The organism is Glycomyces albidus (assembly GCF_009451885.1).
In the GTDB taxonomy this organism is placed as follows: domain Bacteria; phylum Actinomycetota; class Actinomycetes; order Mycobacteriales; family Micromonosporaceae; genus Glycomyces; species Glycomyces albidus.
Genome location: NZ_WIAO01000009.1, coordinates 14,381 through 38,176, shown reverse-complemented (window position 1 = coordinate 38,176; position 23,796 = coordinate 14,381). Strand labels below are relative to the sequence as shown.

The 23,796-nt window shown below is 71.6% G+C and carries 22 protein-coding genes; 19 read left to right on the top strand and 3 right to left on the bottom strand.

The annotated features are described in order from the left end of the window. Positions 1-58 precede the first annotated feature (58 nt). Both GFD30_RS09630 and GFD30_RS09625 read right to left on the bottom strand, forming a co-directional pair. A complete protein-coding gene (locus tag GFD30_RS09630) occupies positions 59-406 on the bottom strand; it encodes an SCP2 sterol-binding domain-containing protein (protein WP_153024975.1) in 348 nt (115 codons plus the stop codon). Positions 407-635: 229 nt separating this feature from the next. Further along, positions 636-974, bottom strand: a complete 339-nt coding sequence (locus tag GFD30_RS09625) for an SCP2 sterol-binding domain-containing protein (protein WP_153024974.1) — start codon at positions 972-974, stop codon at positions 636-638. A 164-nt stretch (positions 975-1,138) separates the two neighbouring features. Here GFD30_RS09625 and GFD30_RS09620 point away from each other — a divergent pair, with 164 nt between their 5' ends. From GFD30_RS09620 to GFD30_RS09565, 12 genes are all read left to right on the top strand, one after another. Continuing rightward, positions 1,139-1,534: a hypothetical protein gene (locus GFD30_RS09620; protein ID WP_153024973.1), complete on the top strand. Its 396-nt coding sequence runs from the start codon at positions 1,139-1,141 to the stop codon at positions 1,532-1,534. Further along, positions 1,531-1,725 carry a hypothetical protein gene (locus tag GFD30_RS09615; RefSeq protein WP_153024972.1) on the top strand — a complete coding sequence of 65 codons (195 nt, stop codon included), beginning with the start codon at positions 1,531-1,533 and terminating at the stop codon, positions 1,723-1,725. The genes GFD30_RS09620 and GFD30_RS09615 overlap by 4 nt, the downstream gene beginning before the upstream one ends. A gap of 58 nt (positions 1,726-1,783) precedes the next feature. After that, entirely contained in the window at positions 1,784-2,566 is a 783-nt protein-coding gene (locus tag GFD30_RS09610; protein WP_153024971.1) for a TlyA family RNA methyltransferase, read from the top strand. A 634-nt stretch (positions 2,567-3,200) separates the two neighbouring features. Next, a complete protein-coding gene (locus GFD30_RS09605) occupies positions 3,201-4,100 on the top strand; it encodes an NAD kinase (RefSeq protein ID WP_322633115.1) in 900 nt (299 codons plus the stop codon). Positions 4,101-4,170: 70 nt separating this feature from the next. After that, positions 4,171-5,907 carry a DNA repair protein RecN gene (gene recN, locus GFD30_RS09600; RefSeq protein WP_322633114.1) on the top strand — a complete coding sequence of 579 codons (1,737 nt, stop codon included), beginning with the start codon at positions 4,171-4,173 and terminating at the stop codon, positions 5,905-5,907. Positions 5,908-5,998: 91 nt separating this feature from the next. Then, positions 5,999-7,180, top strand: coding sequence for a putative cytokinetic ring protein SteA (gene steA / locus GFD30_RS09595; RefSeq protein WP_227996003.1), 1,182 nt, complete (start codon positions 5,999-6,001; stop codon positions 7,178-7,180). Then, complete coding sequence (locus GFD30_RS09590; protein ID WP_194201909.1) at positions 7,177-8,106, top strand: copper transporter; 930 nt, start codon at positions 7,177-7,179, stop codon at positions 8,104-8,106. Before steA ends, GFD30_RS09590 begins: the two co-directional genes overlap by 4 nt. Before the next feature lie 10 nt (positions 8,107-8,116). Then, entirely contained in the window at positions 8,117-9,013 is an 897-nt protein-coding gene (locus GFD30_RS09585; protein ID WP_227996001.1) for a hypothetical protein, read from the top strand. Next, the gene (gene murJ, locus GFD30_RS09580; protein WP_153024968.1) at positions 9,010-10,668 is read left to right on the top strand and encodes a murein biosynthesis integral membrane protein MurJ; all 1,659 of its coding nucleotides are present in this window, start codon (positions 9,010-9,012) and stop codon (positions 10,666-10,668) included. The genes GFD30_RS09585 and murJ overlap by 4 nt, the downstream gene beginning before the upstream one ends. Beyond that, entirely contained in the window at positions 10,665-11,780 is a 1,116-nt protein-coding gene (locus GFD30_RS09575; RefSeq protein ID WP_322633113.1) for a glycosyltransferase family 4 protein, read from the top strand. The genes murJ and GFD30_RS09575 overlap by 4 nt, the downstream gene beginning before the upstream one ends. Before the next feature lie 2 nt (positions 11,781-11,782). Next, positions 11,783-14,023, top strand: a complete 2,241-nt coding sequence (locus GFD30_RS09570) for a hypothetical protein (RefSeq protein WP_153024967.1) — start codon at positions 11,783-11,785, stop codon at positions 14,021-14,023. A 94-nt stretch (positions 14,024-14,117) separates the two neighbouring features. Then, positions 14,118-15,812, top strand: coding sequence for a CTP synthase (locus GFD30_RS09565; RefSeq protein ID WP_153024966.1), 1,695 nt, complete (start codon positions 14,118-14,120; stop codon positions 15,810-15,812). A gap of 54 nt (positions 15,813-15,866) precedes the next feature. Here GFD30_RS09565 and GFD30_RS09560 read toward each other — a convergent pair whose 3' ends face one another. After that, on the bottom strand, positions 15,867-17,369 hold the full coding sequence (locus GFD30_RS09560) for an MFS transporter (RefSeq protein WP_153024965.1): 1,503 nt from the start codon (positions 17,367-17,369) through the stop codon (positions 15,867-15,869). A 174-nt stretch (positions 17,370-17,543) separates the two neighbouring features. On the opposite strand from GFD30_RS09560, the gene GFD30_RS09555 reads away from it, so the two are divergent. The 7 genes from GFD30_RS09555 to GFD30_RS09525 all read left to right on the top strand — a co-directional run bounded on the left by GFD30_RS09555 (position 17,544) and on the right by GFD30_RS09525 (position 23,755). Next, a complete protein-coding gene (locus GFD30_RS09555; protein WP_153024964.1) occupies positions 17,544-18,083 on the top strand; it encodes a TetR/AcrR family transcriptional regulator in 540 nt (179 codons plus the stop codon). Positions 18,084-18,115: 32 nt separating this feature from the next. Beyond that, a complete protein-coding gene (locus GFD30_RS09550; RefSeq protein ID WP_322633112.1) occupies positions 18,116-18,670 on the top strand; it encodes an NUDIX hydrolase in 555 nt (184 codons plus the stop codon). 275 nt (positions 18,671-18,945) lie between these two features. Continuing rightward, complete coding sequence (gene ald / locus GFD30_RS09545) at positions 18,946-20,067, top strand: alanine dehydrogenase (RefSeq protein WP_322633111.1); 1,122 nt, start codon at positions 18,946-18,948, stop codon at positions 20,065-20,067. A 219-nt stretch (positions 20,068-20,286) separates the two neighbouring features. After that, positions 20,287-21,159, top strand: coding sequence for a ParA family protein (locus tag GFD30_RS09540; RefSeq protein WP_153024962.1), 873 nt, complete (start codon positions 20,287-20,289; stop codon positions 21,157-21,159). Positions 21,160-21,343: 184 nt separating this feature from the next. After that, a complete protein-coding gene (locus GFD30_RS09535; protein ID WP_322633110.1) occupies positions 21,344-22,261 on the top strand; it encodes a segregation and condensation protein A in 918 nt (305 codons plus the stop codon). Continuing rightward, complete coding sequence (gene scpB / locus GFD30_RS09530; protein WP_153024960.1) at positions 22,258-23,031, top strand: SMC-Scp complex subunit ScpB; 774 nt, start codon at positions 22,258-22,260, stop codon at positions 23,029-23,031. Before GFD30_RS09535 ends, scpB begins: the two co-directional genes overlap by 4 nt. Further along, positions 23,018-23,755 carry a pseudouridine synthase gene (locus tag GFD30_RS09525; protein WP_153024959.1) on the top strand — a complete coding sequence of 246 codons (738 nt, stop codon included), beginning with the start codon at positions 23,018-23,020 and terminating at the stop codon, positions 23,753-23,755. Before scpB ends, GFD30_RS09525 begins: the two co-directional genes overlap by 14 nt. Positions 23,756-23,796: the final 41 nt, after the last annotated feature.

Here is a 23,796-nt window from a genome sequence, read left to right as displayed (position 1 = left end):
AGCGAAAAGCCCGGACCGCCGCGGTCCGGGCTTCGTCGTCTCTGGAGACCTCGGGGGACTAGTCGACCTTGAGGGCCTTGCGCAGCTTCGCCAGGTCCTTGACGGACGCCTTGATCTTGACCTTGCCGGTCAGGAACGCCTTGGCGGGCTTGAGTTCCTTCTTCGACAGGGCGATGAGGTCGTCGGAGGCGATGATGATGCGGACCTCGGCGTCGGCGGCGTCGCCGTCGAGCAGGTCGGTCAGCTTGCCTCCGGCGAGCTTGGCGCTGAACGCCTGGCCCAGGTCGGTGACTTCGACGGCCAGCGTGCGTTCGAAGTCTTCTTCAAGGTTGAGCTCGTCGGACTTCTTGGCGACCTTGCCCGCCATCTTCTCCAACACGTTGCGGACTTCGTCAACAGTGGCCATGCGGTCCTCCCGATAGTGGTACGAAGCTCGACCCGCTCTGTTGCGAAGGTCGGCTGCGCAGAGATTACAACGTGCCTCGAATGCCGTTGCGTCCGACCGGGAGGCATTTGACCGCCTGCGGGCCGCAGGGGGCGGGGCGGACCTCGCGGCCCGCGCCCGCGCACCCTGCGCGCCGCCGCCCGCCCGGCGGCGGCGCCGGGCGTCTCCTGTCACGGAGGGCGAAGCGGCCCTAGAGGACCTGGCGGAGCTTCATCAGATCCATCATGGGGGCCTTGATCTTCACCTGGCCCCCGGTGAACGCCTTCATGAAGTCGAGCTCGCCCGCGACGAGCTTGAGCAGGTCGTCGGAGGCGACGATCATGCGGATCTCGGCGTCGGGGTTGTCGCCGTCGGTGATGCCGACGAGCTTGCCCCCGTCGAAGCGGCCGTTGAACGACACGTCCAGGTCCTTGATGTCGGCCGCGAGGCTGCGCTGGAACCCGGTCAGCTTCTTGACCGTCTTCGGGTTCGACGCGAGGTTGTCGGCGAACTGCTCAAGGGCGGTCCGGCATTCGTCGATGGTGGCCATAGGGCCCTCCTGTTTCGATCGGCGCGGGCGCGGCTGTGCGCCCACGAGAATGTTACCGACCAGTACAACCCTTTGGTCGCGACCGGTCACCGGTAGCTTGGCAGTACCGTTGAACGGAGAGGACCCCGTCCCGGGAACCTGGCACCTGAAAGGAGTGGGATCACATGGCCGACAGCGCCCGCGCCTACTTCGACACCGTCTTCGGCATGGCCGGCGAGCCCGCCCGCCGCGCCCGCGAGTTCGCCGGCAGGCTCCGCGAGGACCTGCGCTCGGGCTCCGAGCAGCTCCGCAGCCACGGCGGCCGCACCGCGCACGACCTCGCGCGCCTCATCCGCGCCGAGCTCGACGCGACCCTCAGCCGCATCGGCGTCGCCACCCAGGCCGACCTCGACGACCTCAACCTGCGCCTCGAGCACAACGAGGAGCAGATCCGCGAGCTGCGCGTCCGCCTCGCCGAAGCCGAGGCCGCCGCCGCGGTCCGGCGCACCGAGCCCTCGACCGGCACCGAAGCGCCCCCCGCCGCCCCGCAGACGCGCGGCGACGACGAAGGGGTCGCATGACCGGCGCACCGAACCCAGGGGCCGTCGCGGCGCGCCTGCGCGGCGACGCCGACGACGTCGAGGCGGAGGTCGAAGAGGCCCTCGGCCGGCTCGAAGCACTCCCGGACCTGCCCGTCACCGAGCACGTGGCCGTCTTCGAAGGCGTCCAGCAGCGCCTCTCGGAGATTCTCAGCAACGTCGACGACGCCTGACGCCACGACCGTCCCTGCGAGCCGACCGACAACTCCGTAGAAAGCACGCGACCGCGCCATGCCCACGCGATACCGGCTCGACGCCGAACTCGTCCGCCGCAAGATCGCCCGCTCCCGCGAGCACGCCCGCGAACTCATCGCGGCCGGGCGCATCCACCTGCGCGGCATCCCCGCCACCAAGGCCGCCACCAGCGTCACCGGCGACGACTCGATCCGCCTCGTCGGCGACGCCGACGACTACGTCTCCCGCGGCGCCCACAAGCTCATCGGCGCCCTCGACGCGTTCGGCGTCGACCCCGCGGGCCTGCGCGTGCTCGACGCCGGCGCCTCCACCGGCGGCTTCACCGACGTCCTCCTGCGCCGCGGCGCCGCCGAGGTCCTCGCCGTCGACGTCGGCTACGGCCAGCTCGCCTGGAAGCTCCAGACCGACGAGCGCGTCCGCGTCCACGACCGCACCAACGTCCGCCACCTCACCCCCGAGCAGCTCGGCGGCCAGGTGGACCTGACGGTCGGCGACCTGTCGTTCATCTCCCTCGGACTCGTCCTGCCCGCGCTGGCCGCCTGCACCAAGCCCACCGGACTCATGCTCCCGATGGTCAAGCCCCAGTTCGAGGTCGGCAAGGGCCAGGTCGGCGCCGGCGGCGTCGTCGCCGACCCCGCGCAGCGCGCCGACGCCGTCTGGAACGTCATCGAGGCCGCGCGGCGCCTGGGCTGGACCACGACCGCGGTCGCCGCCAGCCCCCTGCCAGGCCCCAAGGGCAACGTAGAATTCTTCTGCCGCATGCAGACCGACGGCGAACCCGTCGCCCGCGAAGCGGTCGACGCCGCCTGCGGCGCTTGAGACCGCAAGCGAGGCGGAAGCCGCCACCACAGCCGCCGCCAACCCGACGGCGGGCCCGGATCCCGGCACTTCGGATCGGCGGTCCCGCGGCGCGTATTGCCCTGCACACCGCGACCACACCGACGAACACCCTCCGGCAGGACCCGAGCACCCGAGCGAGCGCGCCGCGGGGGGCGTATCGGGCAGACCCGAATCGGTGACCAAGGTCCGCACTGAAACCGTATCGGTCGAGTTGGACTCTCCAACCCGCCTCGTCCCCCGATCGTGGCAATGACCCCGGCCACAAGCACACACCGCTCCGACTGACTCCGCTCACTCGGGCGGTCGAGCCGGTCACCGACCTGGAATTCGGCCTGAAAGTCGAACCGATTCCCGGAAGACCGGCAGCCGACAGTCGGCCGCGGGTTGCCCGGGGAGTCGCCGATCTCCTTGAATGGTGCCGGGACACCTCGTGCCGTATGGGATCGCATTGGGCGAGTCGCAAAGTGGCTTGCCGCCCAACGAGAGTCGGGTTGCAGATCATTCGCCCGAACCGCTTTGTGCAAGCGTTGTCCTGGGTATGCTCTCCGATACTGCGGGTGAACCTGCCTGGAGTACAGTTCGAGGCCCTGTAGCCGTCAATGAAGGAGCGCGAGTGGGGTCGCAGCAGAAGCCGGACCGCGTCCTGGTCGTGACGCACCCGCTCCGGGTCGACGTCGCCGAGCTCGCCGAGAAGCTCGCCGCCGCGCTCCGCTCCGCCGGCGTCGCGGTCCGCATCCTCACCGGCGAGATCCGCTCGCTCCACCACCCCGACGCGCTCCTCGTCGTCGACGAGGAGACTTCCGCCACAGCCGATCTCGTGCTCGCGCTCGGCGGCGACGGCACCGTCCTGCGCGCGGCGAAGCTCGCCGCCGAGGCCGACGTGCCCCTCCTCGGCGTCAACTTCGGCAAGGTCGGCTTCCTCGCCGAGGCCGAGACCGGCGAGCTCGAGACGGTCGTCTCGCGCCTCCTGGACGGCGAATACAGCGTCGAGGAGCGCACCGCGCTGGCGGTCGAGGCGATCGGCACCGACGGCGAGTTCCACCACTCGTGGGCGTTCAACGACATCGCCGTGGAGAAGGCCGAGCCGGCCCGGATGCTCGAGCTGTTCATCGAGATCGACGGCACCCGGATCTCCCGCTACGGCTGCGACGGCGTCGCGGTCGCCTCGCCGACCGGCTCGACCGCGCACGCGATGTCGGCCGGCGGCCCGGTGGTCTGGCCCGATGTGGACGCCCTGGTGGTCGTCCCCATGAACGCGCACGCCCTGTTCGCCAAGCCGATGGTCGTCCACTCCTCCTCGCTGATCCGCATCGGCGTGGAGTCGGTCGGCACCGAGGGCGCACTCATCGCCGACGGCAAGGAGCTCACCCGCCTGACGGCCGGATCGACGGTGACCATCCGCCGCTCCGAGCGCCCGGTCCGGCTGGTCCGCATGTCCGGACAACCGTTCGCCTCCCGCCTCGTCTCGAAACTCTCTCTGCCCGTTGACGGTTGGCGCCACGGGCGCATCTAGCGCCCGCGTTCCGCTCAGTTGCGCCGTCTGGAAGGGCCGATGTCGGTCCGTGCGAGTACAGTCTTGAACTGTGTTGGAGGAGCTTCGCATCCAGAACCTGGGCGTGATCGCTGACGCCACCCTGCCGCTCGACCCGGGCCTGACCTGCATCACCGGTGAGACCGGCGCCGGCAAGACCATGGTCGTCGCCGGTCTGGGTCTGCTGTTCGGCGGTCGCGCCTCCCGCGCCCCCCTCGGCGGGGACCGCGCCCTTGTGGAGGGCCGCTTCGCCGTGGGCGACGCCGCGCTCGAACTGCGCGAGCGCGCCATCGAGGCCGGGGCCGACCTCGAGGACGGCGAGCTGCTCCTGGCCCGCTCCGTTTCCTCCGAGGGCCGCTCGAAGGCGTGGGTCGGCGGCCGCTCAGCGCCCGTCGGCGTCCTCGCCGAACTCGGCGAGCTAGCGATCTCGGTCCACGGCCAGTCCGACCAGATGCGCCTGCTCCAGCCCGCCGAGCAGCGGGCCGCGCTCGACCGCTTCGCGGGGGCCGACCACGGCAAGCTCCTCGACGCCTACCGCACCGTCTTCCACGAGCTCGGCGCCTGCGCGGCCGAGCTGTCCCGCCTGCGCACCAGCGCCCGCGAGATGGCCCGCGAGGCCGACCTGCTGCGCCTGGGCCTCGACGAGATCACCGCCGTCGACCCGCAGGACGGCGAGGACGCCGAACTCGCCGAAGAGGCCCGCCGCCTGGAGAACGCCGAGGCCCTGCGCCTGGCCGCCGCCACCGCGCACGCAGCGATCACCGGCGACCCGGCCACCGGCGAAGGCGGCGCCACCGACACCGTCGGCGCCGCGGCCCGCGCCCTGGAGCACGACGCCCACGCCGACCCGAAGCTCGCCGAGTTCGCCGAGCGCCTCGGCGAGGCCGGCGCGCTCCTGGCCGAAGCGGCCGTGGACCTCTCGGCCTACCTCGACGACCTCGCGGCCGACCCGCGGCGCCTGGAGGAGATCTACCAGCGCCAGGCCGCCCTGAAGACCCTCTACCGCAAGTACGCCGAGGACCTCCCCGGCGTCCTGGCCTGGGCCGAGAACGCCCGCAAGCGCCTCAGCGAGCTCGACGTCTCCGACGAGCGCGTCGCCGAACTCGAGTCCCAGCACGCCGAGCTCACCGCCCGCGCCGCCGACCTCGCCACCCAGCTCCGCGCCTCCCGCCGCGCCGCCGCCGAGCGCTTCTCCGAGTCGGTCTCCGCCGAGCTCAAGGGCCTGGCCATGCCGCACGCCAAAGTCGTCGCCGCGGTCGAACCGCGCCCGGCCGGCCGCGGCAGCGTCGACCTCGCCGTGGAGACCGCGGTGTCCGGCGCCACCGAGGACGGCGCCGACGAGGTCGAGCTGCTGCTGCGCCCGCACCCGGGCTCGGCCCCGGCCGCCCTGCACAAGGGCGCGTCCGGCGGCGAGCTCTCGCGGGTGATGCTCGCGATCGAAGTCGTGTTCGCGGAGATCGGCGGCCCGCCGGTCCTGGTCTTCGACGAGGTCGACGCCGGCGTCGGCGGCGGCGCGGCCATCGAGATCGGCCGCTGCCTCGCCAAGCTCGCCCGCCGCCACCAGGTCCTCGTCGTCACCCACCTGCCGCAGGTCGCCGCGTTCGCCGACCGCCACCTGGTCGTCTCCAAGGACACCTCCGGCGCGGTCACGGTCTCGGGCGTGCGCGTGGTCGACGACGCGGCCCGCGCACGTGAGCTTGCTCGCATGCTCGCCGGGATGCCCGACTCGCATCTGGGCGTGGCCCACGCCGAGGAGCTCCTGGCCGAGGCTGCGAAGATGAAGTCCTAGGGCCGAACGGCCCGGCCGTCCCAGAGCGGCGCGCCGTCGCATGGCGGGCGGCCACCGGATGGCATGATGATGCACGATGCGTGTACCTAGCTTGCGTTTGCCCGGGCGGAACCTGGAGGGCGACACCTCCGAAGGACGGCTGGTCGGCACCGCCCGCCTCGACCGCCGTACGAAGCGGCTGTGCGGCCGCCTCGAACCCGGCGACATCGCCGTCATCGACCACGTCGACCTCGACCGGGTCGCCGCCGACACCCTCGTGGGCACCGGCGTGCCCGTGGTCGTCAACGCGTCGAAGTCGATCTCCGGGCGCTACCCGAACCTCGGCCCCGAGGTGCTCGTCAAGGCCGGGATCATCCTCATCGACGACGTCGGCGACGAGATCTTCGACAAGGTCCGCGAAGGCAAGACCGTCGCCGTCGAGGACGGCAAGGTCTTCCTCGGCGCCGAGCTGATCGCCGAAGGCGTCGTGCAGACCCCCGACTCGGTCGCCGCCGACATGGAGGCGGCCAAGGAGGGCCTGTCGATCCAGTTGGAGGCGTTCGCTGCCAACACCATGGAGTACCTCAAGCGCGAGCGGGACCTCCTCCTCGACGGCGTCGGCGTCCCCGACGTCAAGACCTCCTTCAACGGCCGCCACGCCCTCATCGTGATCCGCGGCTACAACTACAAGGAGGACATCGACGTCCTGCGCCCCTACATCCGCGAGTTCAAGCCCGTCCTCGTGGGCGTCGACGGCGGCGCGGACGCGCTCCTGGAAGCGGGCTACACGCCCGACATGATCGTCGGCGACATGGACTCCGTCTCCGACGACGCCCTGCGCTGCGGCGCCGAGATCGTCGTCCACGCCTACGCCGACGGCCGCGCGCCCGGCATGGAGCGCATGAACAAGCTCGGCGTCCCCGCGATCCCGTTCCCGGCCGCCGCCACCTCCGAGGACATCGCGATGCTCATGGCCGACGAGAAGGGCGCGGAGCTCATCTGCGCCGTCGGCACCCACGTCACCATGGTCGAGTTCCTCGACAAGGGCCGCGGCGGCATGGCCTCGACCTTCCTCACGCGGCTGCGCGTGGGTGGCAAGCTCGTCGACGCCAAGGGCGTCTCGCGCCTGTACCGCCAGGACATGTCGATCTCGGCGCTCCTCCTGCTCATCGTCTCCGGCCTCGCCGCCATGGCCACCGCAGTCGCCATCTCCACCGTCGGCCGCTCCTTCGTGGACGTCATCGCCGACTGGTGGGACGGGCTCCTCTTCCAGATCCAAAGGCTGTTCTCGTGATCAACTTCCGCTACCACCTGGTGAGCCTCACCGCGGTGTTCCTCGCCCTCACCGTGGGCCTCATCCTCGGCACGGCCGCCCTCAACGGCCCCGCCATGGAGGCGCTCGAGTCGACCAGCCAGGGCCTGCGCGACTCCAACGAGCAGCTCCGGGCCCAGGTCACGCAGCTCGAGGAGCAGCTCGGCGACGAGCAGGAGTTCGCCGCCGAGATCGCCCCCACCTACCTCGCGAACCGCCTCACCGGCCGGAACATCCTCGTGGTGGCGCTGCCGGACGCCGACACCCGCGCCGTCGACGGCGCGGTCGAGATGCTCGGTCTCGCCGGGGCCACCGTCTCGGGCCGCATCTCCGTCCTCGACGACTTCTTCGACCCGGCCCACGCCGACCAGCTCGTCGACCTCGTCGACACCACCACCCCGGCCACGGTCACCACCCCGGTCACCTACGACGGGGTGCAGGCGATGAGCCACGTCCTCGCCGCCGTCACCACCGGCAAGGCCGGCGGGACGACCGTCGCCATCACCCCCGGCGACATCACCACGGTCACCACCGCCCTCGACCAGATCTCGATGCTCACGGTCGAGACCGCCCCCACCGGCGTCGCCGACGGCGTCCTCATCCTCGCGGGCGCCGGCTCGACCGACTCCGACGCCGAGGTCCGCAACACCGGCATGGTCACCCTCACCAACGAGTTCGCCCTCGACGCGCCCACCGTGTACGGCGCCATGAACTCCGCCGGCGACGGCAACCCCATCGCCACCATCCGCGCCGACGACACCGGGACCGTCGCCACCGTCGACAACGCCCGCTTCACCCAGGGGCAGATCGCCGCCGCCGCCGCGCTCGGCGACTTCATCACCACCGGCACCGTCGACCACCTCGGCATCGGGGAGGGCGCTTCCGCTCTGCTTCCCGAGGCCGCCTAGTATCGCGGCCATGAGCCAGTTGACGCGCACCGTCGGTAGGGCGTTCCTCGGAGGGGTCGCGGCCGGAGGCACGATCGCCGCCATCGGCGCCATCCGACGCTCCAAGTGGGCCGCCGACCTGGAACGGATCAACCACAAGGGCGACACCGTGACCCTGGCCGAAGGCCCCGGCATCACCATCGGCGCCACCGCCGGCGCGGTCCTGGGGGCGAACTCCCCGGCGTACGCCGCCGCCGCTGCCGCCTCCGGGCTCACCGCCGGCGCGGTCGGCCTCTACGACGACATGGCCGACACCAAGGGGGAGAAGGCGAAAGGCTTCAAAGGCCACGTCGGCGCCCTCCTCAAAGGACGCGTCTCCGCCGGCCTCGTCAAGATCCTCGGCATCTCCGGTGCCGGACTCGCCTCCGCGGCCCTGATCGACCTCCAGAACGGCGAGCTCACCGACCCGCGCCGCCACTGGCTCCGCCGCGTGTGGAACGTCGGCGTCGGCGGCGGCGTCATCGCCGGCGCCGCCAACGTCGTCAACCTGTTCGACCTGCGCCCCGGACGGGCCCTCAAGGTCGTCACCCTCGCCTCGGCGCCGCTCTCGCGCCCCGTGAGCGCCAAGTCCACCCGCGAGACCGCCGCCGGCGGCGCGAACACCGCGCTCGCCGTCTCCGCCGCCGCGGGCGCCGCCCTCGCCGACGACCTCGACGGCAAGACCATGCTCGGCGACGGCGGCGCGAACGCCCTCGGCGCGCTCCTCGGCCTCGCCTACATCGCCCGCACCGGCATGGTCGGCCGCCACATCGCCCTCGCCGGCGTCGCCGCCCTCATCGCCGCCTCCGAGAAGTGGAGCTTCACCAAGGTCATCGCCGAGACGCCCGTACTGCGACAGCTGGACGAGCTGGGTCGGACGAAGTCTTGACCGAGACCCGACGCGAAGTCGGTCGTGCCGCCTCGGTCATCGGTGCGATCACCGTCGCCTCCCGCCTGGCCGGATTCGGTCGGACGATGGTGTTCACGTGGGCAGTCGGCGTCGGCAGCCTCGGGGCCGCCTACCAGACCGCCAACAGCATCCCGAACATCATCTTCGAACTCGTCGCGGGCGGTGCGCTCGCGGCGCTCGTCATCCCGCTCCTGGCCGCCCCGCTCGCCCGGCACGACCCCGACCAGGTCAGCCGCATCGCCTCGGCCCTGCTCACCTGGTCGCTGACGATCCTGGTCCCCGCCGGGGCCCTCGTGGCGCTGTTCGCCCGCCCCATCATCGAACTGCTGATGAGCGGGGAGAACACCTCCCAGGCCGCGATCGACACGGGCACCGAGATGCTCGTCCTCTTCGCACCGCAACTCCCGCTCTACGGCATCGCGGTGGTCCTCACCGGAGTCCTCCAGTCCCACCGCCGCTTCGCCTGGCCCGCGCTCGCCCCGCTCCTGTCGAGCGTCGTCATGGCCGGCGTCTACGTCGTCTACGGCATCACCTCCGGACGCGACTACAAGGTCGAGAACCTCGACCAGAACGGCCTCGTCCTCCTCGCGCTCGGCACCACCTTCGGGGTCGCCGTCCTCGCCGGATCCCTCGTCCTGCCCCTGCGCGGCCTCGGCCTGCGCATCCGCTTCACCTGGCGGCTGGAGACCCACGTCGCCTCCGGCCTCAAATCCCTCGCGATCGCCGGGGCGATCACCGTCGGCGCACAGCAGCTGTGCCAAGCCCTGCTCCTCGCGCTCGCCAACGACGCCGGCGAAGGCCCCGCCGCCATCTTCACCGTCTCGCAGACGTTCTTCCTCCTCCCGTGGGCCGTGCTCGCCGTCCCCCTCGCGACCGCCGCCTACCCCGTGCTCGCCGAAGCGTTCTCCCTCGGCGAGCACGACCGGTACCGGTGGCGCCTCTCCCAGACCGCCCGAGCCGTGCTCCTCCTCTCCGGACTCGGCGTCGCCGCCCTCGCCGGCCTCGCCGAACCGATCGGCACCGTCCTCGCCTCGGTCTCGCCCGACAGCGACGCCGCCACCCAGCTCCAGTTCCAGGACACCCTCACCGGCCTCGCCTTCGGCCTCTTCGGCTACTCGATGTTCGCGATCTACTCCCGCGGCCTGTACGCCATCGGCCGCAACAAGTACGCCGCCGGAGCGACCTCGATCGGCTGGGCGGCGGGCGCGGTCGCCGCCGTCGTCCTCTCGCAGGCCATGCCCCTCGCCGACCGCACACTCGCGCTCGCGATCGCGTGGTCCGTCGGCATGACCGTCATCGGTCTCGCCCTCACCGCCGCCATCGCCCGCCACACCGGCGCCGCCAGCCTCGCCGGGATCCCCCGGGCCGCACTCGCCGCCGTCCTGGCGGCCGTCGCCGCGGTCCTCGCCGCCCGCGAGCTCATCATCCTGTGGGGCCACGCCGACAGGATCCACACGGCGCTCCTCCAGGGCGTCGTCGTCGGCGCCGCCACCGCGGTCGTCTATCTCGGCCTCGCGGCGCTCATCGGCGGTTCCGGTGTCGTGCGCCCGGTCTTGCGGCGCGCTGGCATAATCCGAGCGTCCGAAGAACCCGATGGAACCGCATCCGACGAGACCCGTGGAGCAGACCAGTGAGCCGCATCCTTTCCAAGCGCCGTCGTGTCGCATTGGTGCTCGGTCCGTCGGTAGGCGGCATCGGCACCCACGTCGCCTCGGTCGCAGAGGGGCTCGTGGCACGCGGCGACGCCGTGCTGGTCGTCGGGCCGCCCGAGACCGAGGAGCGCTTCGGCTTCCGCGCCCGCGGCGCGCGCTTCGCGCCCGCGCCCATCACCGCGAAGCCCTCGCCCGAACTGCCGCTCGCCTGGTGGTCCGCACGCAACGCACTGCGCGGCATCACCGGACGCGGCGTCGACCTCGTCCACGCCCACGGCCTCACCGCCGGGATCACCGCGCTGGCCGCCCGCCCGTCCGGGGCCGCGCTCGTCACCACCTGGCACAACCAGCTCATCACCGCCGGGCTCAAGCGCCGCGTCTCCGACCAGATCGAGAAGCGCCTCGCCCGCGGAGTCGACGTCGCCCTCGCCGCCTCCTCCGACCTCCACGAGCACCTGGTCGACCTCGGCGCGAAGGACGCCCGCCTCGCCCCCGTCGCGGCCCCGCCGCGCCGCGCCACCGGCGAAGCCCGGGCCATCCGCGACGAACTCGGCATCGGCGACGACCGGCCCGTGCTCCTGTCCGTCGGCCGCCTGCACCCGCAGAAGGACTACGACACCCTCATCGCCGCCGCCGCCCGCTGGAGCGACCTCGACCCCGCGCCCCTCGTGGTCATCGCCGGCGACGGCCCCGAACGCGACCGCCTCCAGGGCCTCATCGACGCCACCGGGGCCGACGTGCGCCTCCTAGGGCACCGCACCGACGTCGGCGACCTCCTCGCCGCCGCCGACCTCTCCGTCGTCACCAGCCAGTGGGAGGCCCGCCAGCTCTTCGCCCAGGAGACCCTCCAGGCCGGCGTCCCGCTCGTGACCACCCGCACAGGCGGCATCCCCGAACTCGTCGGCGACGCCGGCCTCTACTTCGAAGTCGGCGACGTGGACGCCCTCGACCTGACCGTCCGCCGCCTCCTCGCCGACCCCGCCGAGCTCGACGGCTACCGCGAGGCCAGCCTCGCCCGCGCCGCCACCTGGCCCGACGAGGCCCAGATGCTCGACGCCCTCGACGCGCTCTACCTCGAACTGACCGGAAGATAGCGGTGTCGCGCAACCTCGACGCCGGGCGGCTGGCCCGCAAGGCCCGCAAATCCCTGGCCCGCACCGTATCCGAGAACCGCGGCCCCCTCGGCGTCTGGGTCGTCGTCGCGATCCTCGCGGCGCTCGCGGTCGTCCAGCTCCTCCCCGACGACGCCGACGAGGCCATCCCCGACCGGGTCGACTCGGTGATCGTCCTCGGCGTCGGCGGCCTGTCCTGGTCCGACATCGACGCCGAGACCACCCCGAACCTCGCCGCGCTGGCCGAGAACGGCTCGCTCGCCGAGCTCAACACCGACTCCGGCCGCAACTTCACCTGCACCCTCGACGGCTGGCTCACCCTCTCGGCGGGCGCGCCCGCCGTCGCCGCCGCGTACGGCGACCCCGCCGACTGCGGCCCCGTCTCCGGCGACCAGATCACCACCGACGACACCGGCACGACCATCGCCGGCATGACCGACCTGGTCGCCCTCAACCGCGACCTCGACCAGGGCGCCGAAGTCGGCATGCTCGCGGCCGGGACCAGCTGCGCCAGCGGCGTCGGCCCCGGCGGGGCCTACGCCACCGCGAACTCGGTCGGGTCCGTCGGCGAGTACGCCGCCACCATGCCGACCGGCCGCGACCTCGCCGCACTGCTCGTCGAATGCCCGCTCACCGTGGTCGACGGCGGCGTCCTGCCCGCCGACCCCGAGCGGCGCCGAGCCGCCCTCGACGCGCTCGACGCGGCGGTGGCGGCCCTCGACGAGGCGCGCGGCGGCGACTCGGCGCTCATCGTCACCGGCGTCAGCCAGGTCGAGGAGCCCAACCGGCTCCTCGCGACCATCGCCGACTTCGGTGCCGACGACGGCCACAACCTCTTCGACCTCCCGGCCGAGCGCCCCGGCTACCTCCGCCTGACCGACCTGACCGCCACGATCCTGACGCTCCTGGACGCCCCGCTCCCGGACTCGGTCTCGGGCACCGCGGCCGGCGCCGTCCCCGACACGCTGTCCTACGCGGAACGCCAGGCGGTGTTCGACGACACCGACGTCCGGCTCATCGCCGCCGCCGACGCCGCGCCCGCGACCCAGTGGCTCCAGATCCTCCTGTTCCTCGCCCTGACGTTCGTGGCCTGGCCGCTGCTGCACCTGCTGCGCCGCGCCGGCCAGCCCGGCGTCAAACCGCCGCCGCTGTGGCTCATGCGGCTCAACATCGTCTCGGCGCTCGTGTGCGCCCTGTTCACCGCCGCCGCGATCCTCGCCGACTTCTTCGACTGGTGGTCCGCCCCCAGCCCCGGCGTCGTCGGCCCGCTCACCGCCCTCGCCATCGCCGCCGTGTGCGCGTTCGCCGCGATCCTCATCCCCGGCCGCCGCGGCCCCGCGAGCCTGATGATCACCGTCTCGGCGTTCGGCATCCTCGTCACCGTGATGGCGATGATCATCCACACCGAGGACCCGCTCGGGACCCTCCTGGGCGACTACACCGTCGCCGACTCCGCCTCGAACGAGCTCGGACCGGTCGCCACCGGCATGTTCATCGCCTCCCTGTGGCTCCTGGCGGCCGCCGCGGCCTGGCGTCTGCCCCGCAGGTACCAGGCGCCCGTCATGGCCGGCACCGGCTCCCTGGGCGTCCTCGTCGTCTCCGCCGGGTTCCTCGGCGACTCCGTGCCCGCCGCGGTCGCCCTCATCGTCGGCACCTGCCTCGCCGCCGCGCTCGCCACCGGCGGCTGGGTCACGTTCCAGCGCGCCGTCTGGTCCGCGCTGGCCGGCGTCGCGGTGCTGTTCGGCCTCTCGTGGATCGACTACCAGCGGCCCGTCGCCGAGCGCCGCGAGCTCGGCGCCTTCCTCGGCGACGTCCTCGGCGACACCAACGGCGTCATCGCCGCAGGCGTCGGCTCGAATGTGGTCGCGATCTTCACCTCCCCGCTGAGCCTCCTCGCGGTACTCGCGGGCGCCTACTGCTGGCTCGTGCTCCTGCGCCCCGGCGGCGGCCTGCGCCGCGCCTTCGGCCTCTACCCGCCCCTGCGCGCCGCGTTCTCCGCCGCGGTCATCGGGGCCGGCATCGCCGGCCTCCTCCTCGGCAAGGGCGCCATGAGCCTCGGCTCGGCCCTCGCGGTCATGGTCCCGTTGGCGGTCATCATGAGCCACCGCGTCCTGGCCCGCGCGCACGTCAAGGACGGCGAATACTCCGACATGATCGTCGACGCACCCTCGTGGGTCGATGAGGAGAACAGCGGCGAAAGTGTTAGTGTGGAATCCCGTGGATGAAGCGATCCACCGGCTGCCTCTGGTGAAGCTTGCGAGCCAGAGCAAGGGCACTGCCTGAGCAGCTCGTTCGCCACGAACACCACGGGAGTCCGCCTTGGCCAGCGCCGCAAATGGTCAGATCCGCACCACGAAGCATCTCTTCGTCACCGGTGGGGTCACCTCCGCCCTCGGCAAGGGCATGACCGCTGCGAGTCTCGGGAATCTGCTGACCGCCCGCGGCCTGTACGTGGTGATGCAGAAGATCGACCCTTACCTCAACGTCGACCCGGGCACCATGAACCCGTACGAGCACGGCGAGGTCTTCGTCACCGACGACGGGGGAGAGACCGACCTCGACATCGGCAACTACGAGCGGTTCCTCGACCGGAACCTCTCCAAGCACGCGAACGTCACCACGGGCCAGGTCTACTCCGATGTCATCGCCAAGGAGCGCCGCGGCGACTACCTCGGCGCGACGGTCCAGGTGATCCCGCACATCACCAACGAGATCAAGGCCCGCCTCGCGGCGATGGCCGACCCGGACCCCGAGACCGGGCGGGTCCCCGACGTGGTGATCACCGAGGTCGGCGGCACCGTCGGCGACATCGAGTCGCTGCCGTTCCTGGAGGCGATCCGCCAGTACCGGCACGACATCGGCCGCGACAACTGCTTCTTCCTCCACGTGTCGCTGGTCCCGTACCTGGCCGCGTCCTCGGAGATGAAGACCAAGCCCACGCAGCACTCGGTCGCGCAGCTGCGCAGCATCGGCATCCAGCCCGACGCGATCGTCTGCCGCTCGGACCGCCCGCTGCCGGACGGCCTCAAGAGCAAGATCGCCGGGTTCTGCGACGTGGACGACGCGGCGGTCGTCTCGGCACCCGACTCGAAGTCGATCTACGAGATCCCCAAGACGCTCCACACCGAGGGCCTGGACGCGTACGTGGTCCGAAAGCTCGACCTGCCGTTCAAGGACGTCGACTGGACCGCCTGGGACGACCTGCTCGACCGCGTCCACAACCCGCGGTCGACCGTGGAGGTCGCGATCGTCGGCAAGTACGTCGAGCTTCCCGACGCGTACAAGTCCGTGGTCGAGGCCCTGCACGCGGCCGGGTTCGCCCACCACGCGAAGGTGAACGTCCGCTGGGTCGTCTCCGACGAGTGCGGGAGCCCCGAGGCCACCGCGAAGTCGCTCGCCGGCGTCGACGCCGTGGTCATCCCCGGCGGTTTCGGCGACCGCGGCGTGCCCGGCAAGATCCAGGCGCTCACGTGGGCCCGCACCCGCCGGGTGCCGACCCTGGGCCTGTGCCTGGGCCTGCAGTGCATGGCGATCGAGGGGATGCGGGAGATCGCCGGGCTGGTCGGCGCCGACTCCGAGGAGTTCGACCGCGACGCCGAGCACCTGGTCATCTCGACCATGGCCGACCAGACCGAGATCGTGGCCGGCCGCGGCGACATGGGCGGCACGATGCGCCTGGGCACCTATCCGGCGAAGCTCACCGCGGGCTCGATCGTCGCCGAGGTCTACGGCGCCACCGAGGTCAACGAGCGCCACCGCCACCGCTACGAAGTCAACAACGCCTACCGCGACCAGCTCTCGAAGGCCGGCTTCGTGATCTCGGGCCTCTCGCCCGACGGGCGCCTGGTCGAGTTCATCGAGCTCGACCGCGAGCAGCACCCGTACTACGTGGCGACGCAGGCGCACCCGGAGCTCAAGTCCCGCCCGACCCGGCCGCACCCGCTCTTCGCGGGCCTGGTCGCCGCGGCGCTCGACCGCCAAGCCGCCGAGCGCCTCGACATCGACGCGGCGTAAGCGAACACGGATGAGGGCGGGACCCGTTCGGGTCCCGCCCTTCGCCGTCTCCGGCTACGGTTTCTCGCGCAGGGCCCGCCCGACCGCGACGGCGGCGACGAGGACCAGGGCCGCGGCGACGACGGCGACCGTGCGCAGGCCGTCGGTGAACGCGGTCCGGGCCGCGGCCAGGAGCGCCTCGCCGGCCTCGGCCGGGAGCGCCGCGGCGACGTGGACGGCCTCGCCGAGCGTCTCGGCGGCCGAGGCCGGCGCCTCCCCGATCTCATTCCGGTATATCCCGGTCGCGAGGGATCCCAGCAGGGCCACGCCCATCGCGCCGCCCAGCTCGTACGCGGTCTCCGAGATCGCCGAGGCCGCGCCGGCGCGGTCGGCCGGGGCCGCCGCCAGGATCGCGTCGTTGGTGACCGTCTGCGCCAGACCCGAGCCGCCGCCGATGAGCGCGAACGCCACCGCCACGACCGCGGCGCCCTCGTCGACGCCGATGAACGCCATCGCCGCGAACCCGGCGATCACGAGCACGAGCCCGCCGAGGATCGTGCGGACCATGCCCGTCCGCTCGGACATGCGCACCGCGATCAGCCCGGTCACGACCGAGACCGCCATGCCCGGCAGGAGCAGCAGCCCCGCCTCCATGGGGGAGAAGCCGAGCACGAGCTGCAGGTACTGCGTCAGCAGGAACAGCGCCGAGATCATCGCGAACACGATGGTGAAGTTCGTGGCCAGCGAGGCGCTGAAGCGGCGCAGCCGGAACAGCGCCACGTCGATCAGCGGGTGCTCCAGGCGCTTCTGGCGCCGCACGAACAGCACCGCGGCCACCGCGCCGACGGTGATCGCGGCGACGGCCGTCCAGGCGAGGCCGTGCTCGGCGATCGTCTTGACCCCGTACACGAACGGGAACATCGCCAGGAACGACAGCGCGACGCTGGGGAGGTCGATCGTCCCCGGGTTCGGGTTCTTCGACTCCGGCAGCAGGAACGGCGCGGCGAGGACCACCGCGAGCGAGACCGGGGCGGCCATGAGGAACACCGAGCCCCACCAGAAGTGCTCGAGCAGCCAGCCGCCGATGATCGGGCCCGCGGCCGAGCCGGCCGAGAACCCGGCGGCCCAGATGGCGATCGCGAAGCGGCGCTGGCGGTCGTCGGTGAACAGGTTGCGCATGAGCGCGAGCGTGGTCGGCATGAGGGTGGCGCCGGCGAGGCCGAGCAGGGCCCGGGCGGCGATGAGCGTCTCGGGGGTCGGCGCGTAGGCGGCGATGACGCTGGCGGCGGCGAACGCGGCCGAGCCGATGACCAGGAGCCTGCGGCGGCCGACGCGGTCGCCGAGGGAGCCCATGGTGACCAGGAGGCCGGCGAGCACGAACCCGTAGACGTCCACGATCCACAGGAGCTGCGAGGCGGAGGGCTCGAGGTCTTCGGACAGGAACGGGACGGCGAAGCCGAGCACGGTCATGTCGATGGAGATGAGCAGCACGGGGAGCACCAGCACGGCGAGGGCCCACCCCTGCTTCGCGGTGAAGCGGGGCCTCGGTTCGGCGCGCGGCGCCAGCGTCGTCGTCATGGTGTCCTCCTCAATGAAGCTCGCGGGCCAAGGGCCGCCTCCGATTCGGGCGGCCCGCAGGTCGGCACCTGGGGCGGTTCGGCGAAGCTTGTGGTCGAATCGACGGTTCGGCGGCGGTCGCACGGCGACCCTGACTGTACCGTCCAGACGGTATAGTAGCAAGCGGGAGGGCACATGGCCAAGGACGAAGTCAGCACGCGTGACCGGATTCTCAACGCGCTGCAGCGCATCCTCGTCGACGAGGGCTCCTCGGGCGTGACCCTCGAGAAGGTCGCCGCCGAGGCCGGCGTCTCCAAAGGCGGCCTGCTCTACCACTTCAAGTCCAAGTCCGACCTGTACGACGGCCTGGCCCGCCGCCACCGCCTCCAGGAGGAGGCCAACATCGCCCGCGCACGCGCCGCGGGCGTCGTCGAGACCTTCCTGCGCGTCTCCGAGGTCGAGAACGCCGAGTCCGCCGCCGGGCTGTGGGCCCTGCTCACCGCCATGCGCGGCAAGGACGAGCTGTCCGACACCGCCAAGGAGGACGTCCTGTTCATCTTCCAGGGCTGGTCCGACGCCATCCACGAGCAGATCGAGGACCCCGTCACCGCCGAGATCGTCCGCCTGGTCGGCGACGGCCTGTTCCTGTCGGCCCTCTCCGGCGTCCCGCTCCCGGCCCAGGAGGTCGTCGACGGCATCCTCGAGCGGCTCAAGGACGCCGCGGGAGAGCGATGACGGCGTCACCGCGGCGGGCTAGGGTGGCCCTCGTGCATGAATACCGAGTCCTCGACAGCGAAATCGTCCACCGCGGCTGGTGCTACGACCTGACCGCCGAGACCGTCGCGATGCCCGGGGGAGGGAGCGCGCGCCGCGAGTTCCTCGACCACTGCGGCGCGGTGGTCGCCGTCCCGCTCGACGAGTCCGGCCGCGTCGGCCTCATCCGCCAGTTCCGCGTCCCTCCAAAGGAGCTCATGTGGGAGCTCCCGGCGGGCCTGCGCGACATCGAAGGCGAGGACCCGGCCGTCACCGCCCGCCGCGAGCTCGCCGAGGAGGTCGACCTCGCCGCCGCCGACCTCGTCAAGCTCGGCGAGTACTTCACCACCCCCGGCATCTCCAACGAGCTCGTCCACTACTTCCTCGCCACCGGCCTCACGCCCGTCCCCGAGGCCGACCGCCACGAGCGCACCGACGAGGAGACCCACATCGAACTCGTCTGGTGGGACCTCGACAAGGCCCTCGCCGCCGTCGCCGACGGCGAGATCCGCAACGGCGTCTGCGCCCTCGCGCTCAACCTCACCCGCCTCCACCTCGAACGAAGCTGAGCCTCGCGAACCCGGCCTTGCGCCTCGATCCCGGCCGGACCCCTGATCACGGCCGGGCATCTGATCACGACTGAGGCGCCCGCCTTCGAGGCGCACGCTCACATGGCCCGTCGCGCGATTGTGCGGCGGGCCTGACTTACGATCACGGCGACGACGCCGTCCGAACCGCAGACCCAGAAGGAATGCCGGGATCGGGTCGCCGCGCGTCTTAGACTGCCCGTGCGGGTCGCCGACCGGCCCCGAACTGGCACAACGCTTCGGAAGGAACCCGCAGAGTGAAAGTCGCCGTCCCCCGCGAGATCAAGAACAACGAGTACCGCGTCGCCCTCACCCCCGCCGGGGTGCACGAGCTCGTCGCGGCCGGGCACCACGTCAGCGTCGAGACCGGCGCCGGGCTCGGCTCGGCCATCACCGACGACGACTACCGCGCCGCCGGGGCCTCCATCTGCCCCGACCCCGACACCACTTGGAGCGCAGGCGATCTCGTCCTCAAGGTGAAGGAACCCGTCCAGGACGAGTTCCACCGGATGCAGCCGGGCCAGACCCTCTTCACCTACCTCCACCTCGCCGCCAGCGCCGAGTGCACCGACGCGCTCCTGGAGCGCCACGTCACCGGCATCGCCTACGAGACCGTGCAGACCCGCGACGGCCGCCTGCCCCTCCTCGCGCCCATGAGCGAGGTCGCCGGGCGCCTCGCCGTCCAGGCCGGCGCCTACCACCTCCAGCGCCCCGAAGGCGGCCGAGGCACCCTCATGGGCGGCGTCCCCGGGACCCCGCCCGCCCGCGTCGTCATCATCGGCGCCGGCGTCTCCGGCATGAACGCCGCCGCCATCGCCGTCGGGATGCGCGCCGACGTCGAGCTTCTCGACCTCAACGTGGACAAGCTCCACGCCGCCGACGACCTCTACCAGGGCCGCCTGCGCACCATCGTCTCCAACCGGTTCGAGATCAAGCGCGCCTGCCGCGAGGCCGACCTCGTCATCGGCGCCGTCCTCGTGCCCGGCGCCAAGGCCCCCACCGTCGTCGACGACGAGGTCCTCGCCGACATGAAGGAGGGCGCGGTCCTCGTCGACATCGCCATCGACCAGGGCGGCTGCTTCGCCCACTCCAAGGCGACCACCCACGACGACCCCGTGTTCACCTACGGCGGCAAGGTCTTCTACTGCGTCGCGAACATGCCCGGCGCGGTCCCGAACACCTCCACGTACGCGCTCACGAACGCGACCCTCCCGTACGTCATGAAGCTCGCCAACCACGGCTGGGCCGAGGCCCTGCGGACCGACCCGGCCCTCGCCGGCGGCCTCAACACTTACGCCGGGCAGGTCGTCAACGAACCCGTCGCGATCACCCACCACCTGCCGCTCAAGCCGATCGCGCAGGTCCTGGCCGAGAACTGAGCACACTTGGGACACTCACGTCCCAAGGCGGAGCGGGGGATCCCACACCGGGCGCCTCGGAGTCTCGCAAGCCGTCGACAGCCTCGATACACTGACGTACAGTCGCTATGACAGGCAATGGTGAGACGCCCGGCACCCGGTGCCGACTCGCACCCGGAGGCGGAAATGAGCAGTGTGGACAGCAGTGACAAGTGGGCCGCTCTGCGCGGAGCCGCGCAGATGCCTCCCACTGACAGCGACGGGGACCTGTCCTCGCCCGACCCCGAGACGTACACGAACAAGCGCGACATCCCCCAGCCGCAGCCGCTCGAACGCCACGGACCGGCCCGCGTCATCGCCATGGCCAACCAGAAGGGCGGGGTCGGCAAGACCACCACGACCATCAACCTCGGTGCGGCCCTTGCCGAGTACGGCCGCAAGGTGCTCCTGGTCGACTTCGACCCCCAGGGCGCGCTCTCGGTCGGGTTCGGCACCAACCCCCACACCCTCGACCTGACCGTCTACAACCTGCTCATGCAGGAGGACGTCGACATCGACGACGTCATGGTCAAGACCAACGTCGCCGGCCTGCGCCTGCTCCCGGCCAACATCGACCTCTCCGCCGCCGAGATCCAGCTCGTCAACGAGGTCGCGCGGGAGCAGACCCTCTCCCGCGTCCTGCGCCCGGTCATCCCCGACTTCGACTACGTCCTCATCGACTGCCAGCCGTCCCTGGGGCTCTTGACGATCAACGCGCTCACCGCGGCCCACTCGGTCCTCGTCCCGCTCGAGTGCGAGTTCTTCTCGCTGCGCGGCGTCGCCCTCCTCCTCGACACCGTCGACAAGGTCCGCGAGCGCCTCAACTACGACCTCGAGCTCGACGGCATCCTCGCGACCATGTACGACTCGCGCACCACCCACTCGCGCCAGGTCCTCCAGCGCGTCGTCGAAGCCTTCGGCGACAAGGTGTTCTCCACGGTCATCACCCGCACCGTGCGCTTCCCCGAGACCACCGTCGCCGGCGAGCCCATCACCACCTGGGCCCCCGCCTCCTCCGGCGCCCGCGCCTACCGCCAGCTCGCCAGGGAACTCATCGCCGCCACCGACAAATAGCGGGACCGACAAGTAGCGACACCGGCGATAAGCGCTACCGACGATCGACGGCACGACAAATGACGGCACCGGCAAGTAGCGGCACCGGAGAATAGCGACACCAACGCACCGACGAACCGCAACCGCCCCAAGAAACCCAGAGTTCACCTCGTGGCCCCTGCGGGGCCCGTCTAAGCTTGCGTGCGTGAGCGACCAGCAGCCCCCCCAGCTCCCGGCCCAGCGGGAGGGCGAACCGGACGAGGCCGAGACCGGCTTCCACGTCCGGCTCGACAACTTCGAGGGGCCCTTCGACCTGCTGCTCCAGCTCATCGGCAAGCACAAGCTCGACGTCACGGAGATCGCCCTCCACGAAGTCGCCTCCGAGTTCATCGCCTACGTCACCGGCCTCGACGAGGCGTGGAACCTCGAGGAGACCTCCGAGTTCCTCCTCGTCGCCGCCACCCTCCTCGACCTCAAGACCGCCCGGCTCCTGCCCGGCACCGTCGTCGACGACGAAGAGGACCTCGCGCTCCTCGAAGCCCGCGACCTCCTCTTCGCCCGCCTCCTCCAGTACAAGGCGTACAAGGAGGCCGCCGGCGCGCTCTCCCACCTCGCCGAGTCGGCCTCCACCCGCGTCCCCCGCAACGTCGGCCTCGAAGAGCGCTACAAGGGGCTCCTCCCCGAACTCGTCCTCGACCTCACCCCCGACGACCTCGCCGCCCTGGCCGGCAAGGCCATGAAACCCAAGCCGCCGCCCACGGTCGGCACCGGGCACATCCACGTCCAGCGCGTCTCCGTGCGCGAGCACGCCGTCATCATCTCCCGCCGCCTCCAGCGCGTCCAGACCGCGACCTTCCGGGCCCTGACCTCCGACTGCGAGACCCACCTCGAAGTCGTCGCCCGGTTCCTCGCGCTCCTGGAGCTCTACCGCGAGGCCCTCGTCGGGTTCGAGCAGATGCAGGCCCTCGGCGAACTCACCGTGCGCTGGCTCGGCGGGACGGGCACCACCGAGATCGAAGTCGACGAGTACGCCGGCGCGCCCGCCGAGCCGGAGACTCCGCCCGCCGACGCGGACGGCGCACGCTCGGAAACAGCACTGACGGGGGAGGAATCGAGCGAATGACCGAGCACACGGGGGAGTCCCTCGAACAGGGACTGGCGACGTGGAAGATGCCCGGCGCGCGCCAGGAGGCCGCGCCGATGCGCCCCGACACGCCCGCCGACGAACCGCCCGGCGAGGACGACGAGTACGCGGCCGCGCTGGCCGCCGCCCCGGCCCCGCCGGAACCCGAGCCGGACCAGGACGACGAGGAACCCCAGGCCACGGCCACGAGCCCCGTCCCCGACGACGTCGATCTCGGCGCCGTCCTCGAGGCGATCCTCATGATCGCCGAGGAGCCGCTGTCCGAGGAGTTCCTCTCCTCGGTCCTGGAGCGACCGCGCTCACAGGTGAGCGCGACGCTGGGTCGGCTCAGCGCCGAATACACTGGTGACGGACGCGGATTCGATCTGCGTCGCCAAGCCGGCGGCTGGCGCTTCTACACCCGGGCCGATTACGCCCGCTACGTGGAGCGGTTCGTGACCGACGGCGCCTCCGCCCGCCTCACCAAGGCGGCGCTGGAGACGCTTGCCGTGGTCGCCTACCGGCAGCCGGTCACCCGCGGCCGCATCTCGGCCATCCGGGGGGTCAACTGCGACGGCGTCATCCGCACGCTGCTGGCGCGCGGCCTGGTCGAGGAGTGCGGGACCGACCCGGACTCGACGGCGACGCTCTACCGCACCACCACCCTGTTCTTGGAGAAGATCGGTCTGGACTCGGTCGCGCAGCTGCCGCCGCTGGCCCCGTTCCTGCCCGACGACGTGACGGATATCGAGGAAGATGAACAACGCTGACGCTGAAGGCATTCGCCTGCAAAAGGTCCTGTCCCAGGCCGGGATCGCCTCCCGCCGCGCCGCCGAGGAGCTGATCTCCCGCGGCAAGGTCAAGGTCAACGGCGAACCCGCCCGCCTCGGCCAGCGCGTGGACCCGGCCAAGGACACCATCCACGTCTCCGGCAAGCGCGTCGTGACCGACGTGGACAAGGTCTACTACGCGATCAACAAGCCGCGCGGGATCGTCTCGACCATGGACGACGACGAGGGCCGCCCCTCGCTCGCCGAGTTCGCCAAGGGCATCGACCAGCGCGTGTTCCACGTGGGCCGGCTCGACACCGACTCCGAGGGGCTGCTGCTGCTCACCAACGACGGCGAGCTCGCGAACCGGATCATGCACCCCTCGCACGGCCTGCCGAAGGTCTACCGGGCGCAGGTCAACGGGATCATGGACAGGCCCACCTGGAACCGGCTGCTCAAGGGCGTCGAGCTCGAGGACGGGCTCGCCAAGGCCGACAAGCTCAAGATCATCGACGAGCACGCCGGGCAGTCGTTGATCGAGATCACCGTCCACGAGGGCCGCAAGCACATTGTGAGGCGCCTCATGGACGAGGTCGGCCATCACGTCTCGCGGCTCGTGCGCACCGAGATCGGCCCGATCCAGCTGCGCAACCTCAAGCCGGGGACGCTGCGGCGGCTCACCCCGAACGAGGTCGGGGAGCTGTTCCGCGAGGTCGGACTCTAGCCTGCTGTACCGACAGGACGGGCATGCGCCGGTTAGGGTTT